Below are 12,238 nucleotides of genomic sequence, written 5' to 3'. Positions count from 1 at the left end.
ACCTGTCCGCCTTTGCAAGACGCGCTGATTTATCAGCGCGTTAAGTGATGTGGCAGAAAATGCGTCGGATGTTAGCTTATGTAAAGTTACACTGGCATTTGTCAATTTCCCATCTAAGGTTAAGTTGACCGTTTCGCCCGGGGATCGGGATTACCAGCCAGTGATGACAAATTATGAGTGAAAACCACAATCCGCCATCCGCCGATGAGCAAAAAGACAACAACACGTCAGATTCCAGTCAGGATAACGAGCAATCACCCCGTAAACGCCCCGGCAAAAAGCCGCTGATCATTCTGGCGATTGTGGTGGTGATTATGCTGCTGGTGGGATTCTGGTTCTGGTTTAGCACGCGCAACATTGAAACCACCGACGATGCGTTCACCGAAGGCGATGCCGTGACCATCGCGCCCAAAGCGTCGGGCTACGTGGTGCAGCTGCTGGTAAAAGATAACCAGCGGGTGAAGAAGGGCGATCTGCTGGTGCTGATCGATCCGCGTGACAACGCCGCACAGCGCGATCAGGCCAAAGCACAGCTCGGTCTGGCGCAGGCGCAGCTGCATCAGGCGCAGGCGCAGCTGGCGCTGGCACGGGTGCAATATCCGGCGCAGCGCGATCAGGCGCTGGCCGACCAGGCGCGGGCGCAGGCCAATTTACTCAATGCGCAGGCGGATTACCGTCGTCAGCGCGGGGTTGACCCGCGCGCGACCTCGCAGCGCAATATCGATACCGCCGCTGCGCAGTTACGCTCGGCTGAAGCGCAGCTGCAAAGCGCCAAAGCGCAGGTCGAAGTGGCCTCGCAGGTGCAGTTGCAGATTCGCCAGCAGGAAACCAATGTCGAAGCGCGGCAGCAGCAGGTCGAGCAAGCCCGGGCTCAGCTCAACACTGCCGAGCTTAACCTCTCTTACACCGAAGTCCGCGCGCCTTATGACGGTTTCGTCACCAAACGCAACGTGCAGCCCGGTACGCTGGTACAGGCCGGCAGCGCGCTGTTTTCGCTGGTATCGCCGGATATCTGGATCACCGCCAACTTCAAAGAGTCGCAGCTGGCACGCATGAATCCGGGCGATAAAGTGGAGATTGGCGTTGATGCCTGGCCGGACATGAAGCTGGAAGGGCACGTCGACAGCGTGCAGATGGGCTCCGGCTCGCGCTTTTCTACCTTCCCGGCCGAGAACGCCACCGGTAACTACGTGAAGATTGTGCAACGCGTGCCGGTGAAAATTGTGATTGATAAAGGACTCGACCCGAATCATCCGCTGCCGCTTGGCCTGTCGGTTGAACCGAAGGTGACGGTGGAATGAGTGCGAGCGAAAGCTGGCGTCCGGCCAGCAATCCCTGGCTGGTTGCCATCACGGTAACGCTGGCGGTGTTCATGGAAATTCTGGACACCACCATCGTTAACGTCGCGCTGCCGCACATCGCCGGGTCGCTGTCATCCAGCTACGATGAATCCACCTGGGTACTGACCTCCTATCTGGTTGCCAACGGCATTGTGTTGCCGATATCGGCCTTTTTCAGCCGCCTGTTTGGGCGCAAGCAGTTCTTCCTGATCTGCATCGTGATGTTTACTATCTGCTCCTTCCTGTGCGGCATTGCCACCGAGCTGTGGCAAATCATTCTGTTCCGCGTGCTGCAGGGCTTCTTCGGCGGCGGGCTGCAACCGGTGCAGCAGTCGGTGCTGCTGGATTACTTCAAGCCGGAAGATCGCGGCAAGGCTTTTGGCCTGTCATCGATTGCCATTATCGTCGCGCCGGTCATTGGCCCGACGCTCGGTGGCTGGATCACTGATAACTACAGCTGGCGCTGGGTGTTCTTTATCAATATTCCGGTGGGGATCCTCACGGTGCTGGCGATCTATCAGCTGCTGGAAGATCCGCCGTGGGAGCGCAAGTGGGAGAAGGGCCGGCTGAAAATCGACTATATCGGCATCAGCCTGATTACCCTGGGTCTCGGCTGTTTGCAGGTGTTTCTCGATCGCGGTGAAGACGAAGACTGGTTCGCTTCACACTTCATTCGCCTGTTTGCCATGCTGGCGGCCGTCGGCATCGTCGGTGCGGTTTACTGGCTGCTGTATGCACGCAAGCCGGTGGTGGATATCACGGTGATGAAGGATCGTAACTTCTGGGTGGCCGGTCTGCTGATGGCGGGCATGGCGATGATTCTTTATGGCAGCTCGGTGGTGTTACCGCAGCTGGCGCAGCAGGATCTCGGTTATACCGCCACCTGGTCCGGGCTGGTGCTGTCGCCCGGCGCGGTCCTGATCGTGCTTACCATCCCGCTGGTGCTGAAGCTGATGCCGATTGTGCAGACGCGCTACATCATCGCCTTTGGCTTTACCTGTCTGGCGCTGGCCTTCTTCTATTCCAGCACCCTGACGCCCAACGTGGATTTCACCACGCTGGTGCTGATGCGCAGCGCGCAGTCGATTGGCCTCGGCTTCCTGTTTGTGCCGCTCACCACCATTGCCTTTATCACCGTCCCGCAGCGCCTGAATGCGGATGCTTCCGCGCTGTTCACCATGTTCCGTAACGTGGCCGGTTCGATCGGCATTTCGCTGGCCACTGCTGGCATCACCGAACGTGAACAGGTGCGATCGGCCCACATGGTGCACAACATGTCGCCGCTCAATGAGCAGTTCAACCTCACGCTGCAGCACTGGGCGCAGGCGATTCGTGACTTTACCAGTGCGGTGGGCGATCCGCTGACGCTGGCCAGCGGTCAGCTCTATCAGGAGATGATTGCCCAGGCGCGTATTCTGGCTTACATCGACGTGTTCATGGGCCTGAGCATTGTCGCCGTGCTATTGATTCCTTTTTGTTGGTTGCTTTCGCCGATCAAGAGCGAAGGCAGTGCAGGAGCACATTAACATGATCACCTCTTCGCGCGTTACGCCGTCGCTGACGCTGCTGGCGCTGTCCATGCTGCTGGCGGGTTGTGCCGTCGGGCCCGATTATCAGCCGCCGCAGGCGCACACGCCCGGTAGCTACCGTGATTTGCCCTCTCAGGAAGCCTCAAAACCGCTGGCGTCCGCGACCAATCCCTCGTGGTGGAAAAGCTTTAACGACCCGCAGCTCGATAGCCTGATTGAGCGCGCCATCGCCGGCAACCTGACGCTGCAACAGTCGGTGCTGCGCATCGCCGGTGCGCGCGAACAGCTGGCGCAGGCACGTGGCGGGCTGTTCCCGTCGCTTAACGGTTCCGCCAAAGTGACGCGTCAGCAGCTCGGCCTGAAAGGCATGCTGAAATCCAACGGGGTGTACGATCAGGTGGATGATGACGTGGCGGATCAGCTCAACGGTCTGACCCATTCGGTCACGCTGTATCAGGGCAGCTTTGACGCCAGCTGGGAACTGGATTTATGGGGCAAAGTACGACGCCAGATGGAGATGGCGGACGCGCAGCAGCAGGCGGCGATTGAGCAGCGTAACGATGCGCTGGTGTCGCTGGAAGCCGAGGTCGCGCGCGCGTATCTGCAGCTGCGCGGCGCGCAGGCGGTGCTGGCAACGCTGCAACAGCAGATTAACGTGGCGCAGCAAACCTGGGAGCTGACGCAGAGCCAGCAGCGTAACGGTCTGGCGCCACTCACCGACGTTGAGAATGCCCGTGCGCAGCTGGCCTCCCTCAACGCGCAGCTGCCACAGTATCAGGCCCAGGAACGTCAGGCGATGAACGGGCTGGCAGTGCTGCTGGGCAAAACGCCGGGCGCGCTGGATAACGAACTGATGAGCAGCAAAGCGCTGCCGGCGTTGCCGAAGCTGGTGGCGGTGGGCATTCCATCGACGCTGGCGCGCCGTCGCCCGGATATCCGCCAGGCCGAAGCGAATCTGCATGCGCAGACCGCCAATATCGGCGTATCGGTCGCGAACCTGTTCCCCAGCCTGTCGCTCACCGGGCAGCTGGGCGTGCGTAACACCGATGCCAGCTACCTTGACGACTGGAGCAGCCACTTCTTCAGCGTCGGCCCGGCGCTGTCGATCCCGATTTTTCAGGGCGGACGTCTGGTTTCCAGCGTGAAACTGGCGCGCGCGCAGCAGGCGAGTGCGGCGCTCGATTATCGCCAGACGGTATTGACGGCGCTGCAGGATGTGGAAAATGCGCTGGTCAGCTACCGCGCCGATCAGCAACAGGTTACTGCGCTGGATGAGACCACTGGCGCACTGCAGCGCGCCTTTGACCTCGCCAGTGACAGTTACAAACAGGGCATCTCTACCTTCCTTGAGGTGCTGGATGCTCAGCGTCAGCTGGCACAGTCGCAGGCGCAATTCACCCAGGCGCGCATGCAAAGCGCGCTGGACCTGGTAGCGCTGTATAAAGCGCTGGGTGGCGGCTGGGAGCCGTATCAGCAGGTGACGCTGCCGGACTATGACGTTTTTGGTCCGGCCACCGCAGTCAATTAATCTGACATCGCTGACCGCATCCACGGCGTGCGGTCAGCGCCTTCCGTGAAATAAATATTCTCCCTTCTGTTTGTTGTGCAAAATTTGCACTGCCTTCTCTGCGCCCTGAATCAGGTTGTGTGATCGTTATCTCAATTAAAGGCAAAGAGAATGACCCGTGGCGCAAAATTTAAATTTCATATTTATTCATTGTGGTGGAAATAATCTATTTTAAGGCTTCTTATCTCAGGAAAGGAGTTGGTTATGTCCCGCGAAACCTGGATGACGCCTAATCCGGCATCAGGGCCAAACAGCAGCACGCGCACCGAGCCTTTTGTGAAAGTCATTGCGCTGATTGCCACCCTCGGTGGTTTGCTGTTTGGCTACGACACCGGCGTGATCTCCGGCGCACTGTTATTCATGGGCGACGATCTGCATCTCACCCCATTTACCACCGGGCTGGTGACCAGCAGTCTGCTGTTTGGCGCGGCGTTTGGCGCACTGGCTTCCGGTCACTTTGCCGCCGCGGTCGGGCGGAGAAAAATTATTCTGGTACTGGCGATTATTTTTGCACTCGGCGCGCTGGGTACAGCACTGGCACCCGATGTCAGCTGGATGATTTTCTTCCGCCTGGTCCTTGGCGTGGCCGTGGGTGGTGCGTCCGCCACCGTACCGGTGTATATCGCCGAAATGGCACCGGCCAACAAACGGGGTCAGCTGGTGACCATGCAGGAGCTGATGATCGTTTCCGGCCAGATGCTGGCCTATATGTCGAACGCCGGCTTCAACGCGGCCTGGGGGGGCGACACGACCTGGCGCTGGATGCTGGCGGTCGCCACGCTACCGGCGGTGCTGCTGTGGTTCGGGATGATGTTTATGCCGGACACGCCGCGCTGGTATGCCATGAAAGGCCGTCTCGCTGAGGCGCGCAAGGTTCTGGAACGCACCCGCGCGCGCGAAGACGTTGAGTGGGAGATGATGGAGATCGAAGAGACGCTATCGGACGAGCAACAGCAGCGTCCGCGTCTGCGGGAACTGCGCCAGCCATGGCTGATCAAACTGTTTCTGATCGGTATCGGTATTGCCGCCATCCAGCAACTGACCGGCGTGAATACCATCATGTACTACGCGCCGACCATGCTGAAAGCGGTGGGGATGAGCAATGACGCTGCGCTGTTTGCCACCATTGCCAATGGCGCGGTATCGGTATTAATGACCTTTGTGGGGATCTGGCTGCTGGGGCGCATCGGTCGCCGCACCATGACGATGATAGGTCAGTTTGGTTGTACCGCCTGTCTGGTGTTTATTGGCACCGTCAGTTACCTGATGCCGGAAACAGTTAACGGTCAGCCGGATATCTTGCGCAGTTATATGGTGCTGCTGGGTATGCTGATGTTTCTGAGTTTCCAGCAGGGCGCGTTATCACCGGTCACCTGGCTGCTGCTGTCAGAAATTTTCCCCACACGGTTACGCGGTATTTTTATGGGCGGCGCGGTATTTGCGTTGTGGATCGCCAATTTTCTTATTTCTCTGCTGTTCCCGGTTCTGCTGGCGTCGGTTGGCTTATCCGGCGCGTTCTTTATTTTCGCGCTGATTGGCATAGGCGGCGCGATTTTTGTTATTCGCTGGGTACCGGAAACACGCCATCGTTCGCTGGAGCAGATTGAACATTATTTGCACGACCGGCTGTCTGATGCGTCGGTGCCCCAGCTATTGCGACCGGCAGTGAAGAAAAGCGGATAACCACAGACATACGATTTTTGCATGATGGCCGGTGAACAACCGGCCTTTTTTTATTTATTTAATGGCAAAATGAGATATTGCTCGCATCTGTGACGCTAATGCCATCCGCGTTAAAAACGGATTTTACTTACACTATTAATGTTTTTTTACCTTTATGCTGACTACTGCCTCAGCGCACAATAAGCGCTAAACGCTTGTTTCCTACGCGTGAATAAGCAATGAAATCGATTCCAGTTCCAGCCGGTGGTACTGAACCGCTGATGTTAATTCACCGTTAATTCACGCCGCACATTGGGTTTAAACGCGCCTGCCAGGAATATGCTAATCCATTCGGATTAATCCGGTCTGCAAAATTAATTTATTTTTTTATTTGAATTGGGTAATCTTGCCACTACAGTTTATTTAACCCCCTTAAGCAAGGACATTGTGATGAGTGACGCATTTAAAGTTCTGAACAACATTCGCACATTACGTGCACAGGCTCGTGAACTGCCACTGAGCGATCTGGAAGAAATTCTGGAAAAATTAACCGTCGTGGTGACTGAGCGCCGCGACGAAGTTGAAGCGGAAGAAGCGCAGAACCGCGAAAAAGAAGAGAAGCTGTCTAAATACCGTGAAATGCTGCTGGCAGACGGTATCGACCCGAACGAATTACTGGGTGCACTGGAAACCGGTAAAAAACGCGCCAAGCGTGCGCCGCGTCCGGCGAAATATTCTTACACCGACGAAAACGGTGAAGAGAAATCATGGACCGGTCAGGGCCGTACCCCAGCTGCGATTAAAAAAGCGCTGGATGCAGGTAAAAGCCTCGACAGCTTCCTGATCAAATAATCTGCACAATCCTTGTAAGCGGGAGCCGGAGGCGTCAGCGTCTCCGGCTTTTTTATTGGCCTCGCTCCGGGTACGGGCGGCGGGTCATTTCCCGCGCCGTGGATAACCTGTCCGGCACGGTCGCAATTATTTTACCTCTGGCAACAAGGTGTTCTCCGCCTTGCCTCTGCGTATCCGGGTGCAGAGGTGGCTCATCCAGGCCGCTTCTGGCATAATGCCCGCTGTTTTTTCCTCCACTGCGTAACAAAGGTCAATGCCGTGTTAGTTTCCAGCAATATCACTATGCAGTTCGGCAGTAAGCCACTGTTTGAGAATATCTCCGTTAAATTTGGCGGCGGTAATCGTTACGGTTTAATCGGTGCGAACGGCAGCGGTAAATCGACCTTCATGAAAATACTGGGCGGCGACCTGGTTCCGACTAACGGAAATGTTTCCCTCGACCCCAATGAGCGCATCGGTAAGCTTCGCCAGGATCAGTTTGCTTTCGAGCAATATAGCGTGCTGGATACCGTGATTATGGGTCACCAGGAATTGTGGGCGGTGAAGCAGGAGCGCGATCGCATATATGCATTGCCGGAAATGAGCGAAGAGGAAGGCTATAAAGTCGCCGACCTTGAGGTCGCCTACGGTGAAATGGACGGTTACAGTGCCGAATCACGCGCCGGAGAATTATTACTCGGCGTGGGCATTCCGGTGGAGCAGCATTACGGTCCGATGAGTGAAATTGCCCCTGGCTGGAAATTGCGTGTGCTGCTGGCGCAGGCCTTATTTGCTAACCCGGATATTTTGTTACTCGACGAACCGACCAACAACCTGGATATTGACACCATTCGCTGGCTGGAGCAGGTGCTGAACGAACGCGACAGTACCATGATCATCATTTCCCATGACCGTCACTTCCTGAATATGGTGTGTACGCACATGGCGGATCTGGATTACGGTGAGCTGCGCGTTTATCCCGGCAATTATGACGAATATATGACGGCGGCGACCCAGGCGCGCGAGCGTTTATTAGCGGATAACGCCAAGAAAAAAGCGCAAATTGCCGATTTGCAATCCTTCGTTAGCCGCTTTAGCGCCAACGCCTCAAAATCGCGTCAGGCCACTTCGCGCGCGAAGCAGATTGATAAAATCAAACTGGATGAGGTAAAAGCCTCCAGCCGTCAGAACCCGTATATTCGTTTCGAGCAGGATAAAAAGCTGTTCCGTAATGCGCTGGAAGTGGAAGCGCTGACCAAAGGATTTGATAACGGTCCGCTGTTTAAAAATCTTAACCTGCTGCTGGAAGTGGGTGAGAAACTTGCCATCCTCGGCGCCAACGGTATTGGTAAATCCACGCTGCTGAAAACACTGGTTGGCGAACTGCAGCCGGATAGCGGCACGGTGAAATGGTCGGAGAATGCGCGCATTGGTTACTACGCGCAGGATCACGCCGAAGATTTTGCTGACGACCTGAGCGTGTTCGACTGGATGAGCCAGTGGAAGCAGGAAGGCGACGACGAGCAGGCGGTGCGCAGTATTCTTGGTCGTCTGCTGTTCAGCCACGACGACATCAAGAAGCCAGCAAAAGTGCTGTCCGGTGGTGAGAAGGGCCGCATGCTGTTTGGCAAGCTGATGATGCAGAAGCCAAACATCCTGGTGATGGACGAACCGACCAACCACCTGGATATGGAGTCGATCGAGTCACTGAACATGGCGCTGGAGATGTACGAAGGCACGCTGATTTTCGTCTCGCACGACCGTGAGTTCGTCAGCTCGCTGGCGACGCGCGTCATCGAGATGAAAGGCGATCGCATCGTTGACTTCACCGGCAACTACGAAGATTACCTGCGCAGCCAGGGCATCGTCTAACGGCGTAGCCGTTTAGCAGCCGCCCTCATCAGCGGCGCAACTTATCGCCTGATAAATTGCGCCGCTCAGCAATACCTGACGCTTATGTCACGCCCTGACGTTATTCCTCACGCTGGCCACACACTTCACACTGCGCATCCTGCGCCACTTTCAGGCTGCGAAACTCGGCGCTCATCGCATCGTACATCAGCAGTCGCGCGCTGGCCGGCTGGCCAAAGGCGCTCAGCACCTTCAGCGTTTCCATCGCCTGCATCGCACCTACCACGCCGACAAGCGGAGCCATTACGCCGGCTTCGACACAGCTCAGCGTCTGCTCGCCGAACAGGCGGCTGATGCAGCGATAGCAGGGCTCGCCGGGCTGCCAGGTAAATACGCTGAGCTGGCCTTCCATACGAATGGCGGCGCCGGAGATCAGCGGCACCCGATGCTGAAAACATCCGCGGTTCACCTGTTCGCGCGTGGTGACATTGTCGCTGCAGTCCAGCACCGCATCGTGACGCGCAATCAGTTCGCCGAGCGCGGCTTCATCCAGCTGCGCATCGATCGGCTCCAGCGTGCAGTGCGGATTGAGCGCCGCCAGCTGCTGACGGGCCGAGGCGACTTTTGCCATGCCGATGCGCGCATCGCTGTGCAGAATCTGGCGCTGCAGATTACTCAGGCTGACGCGATCGAAATCCAGCAGCGTCAGATGACCGACGCCGGCGGCGGCAAGATAGGGCGCGGCGGCACAGCCCAGTCCGCCCAGGCCAACGATAAGCACCCGTGAGGCTTTTAGCCGTTCCTGGCCGTCGAAATCGAAGCCGCGCAGCACAATCTGCCGGTTGTAGCGCAGCATCTCTTCATCGCTCAGCTCTGTGTGCATTAGCCCTCCAGCAGGCTGTTGAAGGCCTCGACATCAACCCATTCGCCCGGCTCAACGTCACCGCGATCGCGCTCCAGCACAATAAAGCAGTCGGCCAGCGCAAAGGAACTGAACACGTGCGAGCCCTGCGCACCGGTGCTGCGCACTTCCAGTACGCCATCATCGCCGCGACTGAGGATGCCGCGCTGAAAATCGAGTCGGCCCGGCGCTTTCTTCAGACGCTGCGTTGCGCGCGCGCGCTGGCGCAGCGGCATGATGCGCGTGGTCTGGCCGGTCAGCGTGGCCAGCAGCGGCTGCACCAGCTGATAGAAGGTCACGGCCGCCGACACCGGATTGCCAGGCAACCCGCAGAACCAGCTGTTGGCCAGACGGCCAAAGGCAAACGGCTTGCCGGGTTTGATCGCCAGTTTCCAGAAGGTAATCGCGCCCAGCTCTTCGAGCATCGCTTTGGTGAAATCCGCCTCGCCCACTGACACACCGCCGGTGCTGATCACCACATCGGCCTGGCGATCGGCTTCGCTGAAGGCCTGGCGCAGCTTCGCAGGATTGTCAGCGATCACGCCAAGGTCGATCACCTCGCAGCCAAGTTTGCGCAGCATCAGCGCCACGGTGAAGCGGTTGGTGTCATAAATCTGGCCCTCGGCCAGCGGCTGGCCGACCGCCTGCAGTTCGTCACCGGTGGAGAAAATGGCCACGCGCAGCTTACGCAGCACGCTGACCTCCGCAATACCCAGCGACGCCAGCAGCGGCAGCTCTGCGGCACCGAGCCGCACGCCGGCATCCAGTACCTGCTTACCGGCCTGAATATCTTCCCCGATGCGGCGAATATTTTGCCCGGCACGCACTGGCGCGGTGATGACAATGCCGCCGTCACGCGATTCGGTTTGCTCCTGCATCACCACGGCGTCGCAGCCGGCGGGGACTGGTGCGCCGGTCATGATGCGAATCACGCTGCCGGCTGGCCACTCGCCATTAAACGGGGCACCGGCAAACGCTTTGCCCGCTACCGGCAACACGCGGTCAGCGGACAGGTCGCTCAGGCGCAGCGCGTAGCCGTCCATCGCAGAGTTATCGAACGGCGGCACGTCCAGCGGCGAAATCACCGGCTTCGCGGTAATGCGCCCGGCGGCATCGGCCAGCGCGACACTCAGGCAATCGCTAATCGGTTGCAGCTGCTGCAGCATTTTCTGCTGCGCGTCTTCAAGGGAAATCAGTCCGGCGGTAAAAGGTTCCATGTCCATCTCTGTCGGGTTAAAGGCGAATGCTGCCTATTATGGTGGCTGTTGTCGGCTGAGTCACATGCGAGATCAAAGGGAATGGAAATTAGTGCGCGGTGACGAATCCGCCGACGAACATGCTTTGTTCAGACTGAAAGTGATAGTCATGTTAACAACGGTGCTGACGTTATGATGTGAGTGCGGCAGATACTTTCTTATGCACCAGTGACAGAAACGCGCCCGCAGTGGTATCCCAGTTGGCCGGAACAAACTCTCTTTTATAGCGGTCGCGGAAATCAGATTCGACGTCATCGCACTCTGCCAGAAACAGCTCGATGTCTGCCAGCATGGCGTGCAGGTTTCCTTTATGCGCTTCTCTGATATACGCCTCGATTTTGGGCTCGATCTCATCACCCGGTTCAAACAGGTCATAATCCTGCCCAAACCAGATGCCAATAAAATTATCCAGTTCACTGATACTGATACGGTCCATCATAACTCCGGGAAAGCGGTAATGATAAAGTAAGGTTTGCCGTTGTAGGGCTTAAAATCCAGTATGACGCGAACGGCGTAGCAGGTCTCAACCTCTTCACGCCCTTTACTCACGACTATACCAACCGGATGTGAAAAACGCCGATTCAGGCGCATACGGGCTTGTAAGCCTGGAGGGATATTTTTCACCCACATCTGAATTTGATGCTTATTATCTGCCAGCACCTTACTGATCAGTGCTTCCGCCTCGCTCAGAGACTTAAAGCTACTGGCCTCATCGAGACGAGGCCGGTTACGAAGCCTCTCCCGCAGCTCATCCGGCGTTTTGCCGATATGTCGCTCAATCGTGTGCCCACCGGGTGCTCGCCCTGAGAGCGACTCATGCTCGGCGATTTTGACCCGCCCGGCACGCACCGCGATGACGCGCTCTGCTCCGGCTGCAAAGGCAAATGCCATCGGAATGGCGATATCTACCGTCAGGCCGACATTCATGGCGGTCTGATGGTCAGCGCCGAGCGATTCTGCGAGTGCCACGGCCGAATTAAACGTGTCGGTAGCGACCTGTCTGCTAGTCCATACCTGGCGCAGGCTGGCCTGAAGCATGTCGAGACTGTGAGTGCCGACAAAGACGCAGCCAGCTTTAGTCAGCACGATTTTTAACCGGCACTGAAGGCACACAGAAAGTAAGGGGAAATAGGTTGTTCACTGCCTTGCCGGTGCCAGACGTAAGCGCGCCAGCCATAATATTAAAGCTGGTGAGTTCTCTCCCTTAATTCACAAAAAAGCATAATCCACATTAAAAGGTTATGACCGCTGATACACTTTCCGCTTTACAAGCAGGGAGGGGCTTTCTATAGTCGAAAATT

Annotated in this window: 10 protein-coding genes; 6 read left to right on the top strand and 4 right to left on the bottom strand. The window is 57.1% G+C overall.

Features of this window, described 5'->3' with window-relative positions:
* The first annotated feature begins 173 nt into the window (after positions 1 to 173).
* From C1N84_RS12435 to C1N84_RS12410, 6 genes are all read left to right on the top strand, one after another.
* Positions 174 to 1,301, top strand: coding sequence for an HlyD family secretion protein (locus tag C1N84_RS12435; RefSeq protein ID WP_021508413.1), 1,128 nt, complete (start codon positions 174 to 176; stop codon positions 1,299 to 1,301).
* On the top strand, positions 1,298 to 2,866 hold the full coding sequence (locus C1N84_RS12430) for a DHA2 family efflux MFS transporter permease subunit (RefSeq protein WP_058775341.1): 1,569 nt from the start codon (positions 1,298 to 1,300) through the stop codon (positions 2,864 to 2,866). The genes C1N84_RS12435 and C1N84_RS12430 overlap by 4 nt, the downstream gene beginning before the upstream one ends.
* Before the next feature lies 1 nt (position 2,867).
* Positions 2,868 to 4,397: an efflux transporter outer membrane subunit gene (locus tag C1N84_RS12425; RefSeq protein ID WP_264441481.1), complete on the top strand. Its 1,530-nt coding sequence runs from the start codon at positions 2,868 to 2,870 to the stop codon at positions 4,395 to 4,397.
* A gap of 243 nt (positions 4,398 to 4,640) precedes the next feature.
* Positions 4,641 to 6,119 (top strand): sugar porter family MFS transporter, encoded by a 1,479-nt coding sequence (locus tag C1N84_RS12420; protein ID WP_264441480.1) that lies wholly within the window; start codon positions 4,641 to 4,643, stop codon positions 6,117 to 6,119.
* 429 nt (positions 6,120 to 6,548) lie between these two features.
* Positions 6,549 to 6,950 (top strand): H-NS family histone-like protein, encoded by a 402-nt coding sequence (locus C1N84_RS12415; protein ID WP_021508409.1) that lies wholly within the window; start codon positions 6,549 to 6,551, stop codon positions 6,948 to 6,950.
* 258 nt (positions 6,951 to 7,208) lie between these two features.
* Complete coding sequence (locus tag C1N84_RS12410) at positions 7,209 to 8,801, top strand: ABC-F family ATPase (protein ID WP_031279866.1); 1,593 nt, start codon at positions 7,209 to 7,211, stop codon at positions 8,799 to 8,801.
* 100 nt (positions 8,802 to 8,901) lie between these two features.
* Here C1N84_RS12410 and moeB read toward each other — a convergent pair whose 3' ends face one another.
* From moeB to C1N84_RS12390, 4 genes are all read right to left on the bottom strand, one after another.
* A complete protein-coding gene (moeB, locus tag C1N84_RS12405) occupies positions 8,902 to 9,663 on the bottom strand; it encodes a molybdopterin-synthase adenylyltransferase MoeB (protein ID WP_058775343.1) in 762 nt (253 codons plus the stop codon).
* Positions 9,663 to 10,898, bottom strand: coding sequence for a molybdopterin molybdotransferase MoeA (moeA, locus tag C1N84_RS12400; RefSeq protein ID WP_276557000.1), 1,236 nt, complete (start codon positions 10,896 to 10,898; stop codon positions 9,663 to 9,665). Before moeA ends, moeB begins: the two co-directional genes overlap by 1 nt.
* Positions 10,899 to 11,067: 169 nt before the next feature.
* Positions 11,068 to 11,373, bottom strand: a complete 306-nt coding sequence (locus C1N84_RS12395; protein ID WP_021508405.1) for a contact-dependent growth inhibition system immunity protein — start codon at positions 11,371 to 11,373, stop codon at positions 11,068 to 11,070.
* Positions 11,373 to 12,023: an RNase A-like domain-containing protein gene (locus C1N84_RS12390; protein WP_264441478.1), complete on the bottom strand. Its 651-nt coding sequence runs from the start codon at positions 12,021 to 12,023 to the stop codon at positions 11,373 to 11,375. The genes C1N84_RS12395 and C1N84_RS12390 overlap by 1 nt, the downstream gene beginning before the upstream one ends.
* Positions 12,024 to 12,238: the final 215 nt, after the last annotated feature.

The organism is Pantoea sp. SGAir0418 (genome assembly GCF_043529865.1).
The sequence above is the reverse complement of the archived record's forward strand: the minus strand, read 5'-3'. Positions and strand labels throughout refer to the sequence as shown.

What these genes read in the sequence shown, in the direction of transcription:
- moeA (WP_276557000.1), bottom strand. Translation starts at nt 10,898, where the DNA reads ATGGAACCTTTTACCGCCGGACTGATTTCCCTTGAAGACGCGCAGCAG.
- moeB (WP_058775343.1), bottom strand. Translation starts at nt 9,663, where the DNA reads ATGCACACAGAGCTGAGCGATGAAGAGATGCTGCGCTACAACCGGCAG.
- C1N84_RS12415 (WP_021508409.1), top strand. Translation starts at nt 6,549, where the DNA reads ATGAGTGACGCATTTAAAGTTCTGAACAACATTCGCACATTACGTGCA.
- C1N84_RS12430 (WP_058775341.1), top strand. Translation starts at nt 1,298, where the DNA reads ATGAGTGCGAGCGAAAGCTGGCGTCCGGCCAGCAATCCCTGGCTGGTT.
- C1N84_RS12435 (WP_021508413.1), top strand. Translation starts at nt 174, where the DNA reads ATGAGTGAAAACCACAATCCGCCATCCGCCGATGAGCAAAAAGACAAC.
- C1N84_RS12420 (WP_264441480.1), top strand. Translation starts at nt 4,641, where the DNA reads ATGTCCCGCGAAACCTGGATGACGCCTAATCCGGCATCAGGGCCAAAC.
- C1N84_RS12425 (WP_264441481.1), top strand. Translation starts at nt 2,868, where the DNA reads ATGATCACCTCTTCGCGCGTTACGCCGTCGCTGACGCTGCTGGCGCTG.
- C1N84_RS12395 (WP_021508405.1), bottom strand. Translation starts at nt 11,373, where the DNA reads ATGGACCGTATCAGTATCAGTGAACTGGATAATTTTATTGGCATCTGG.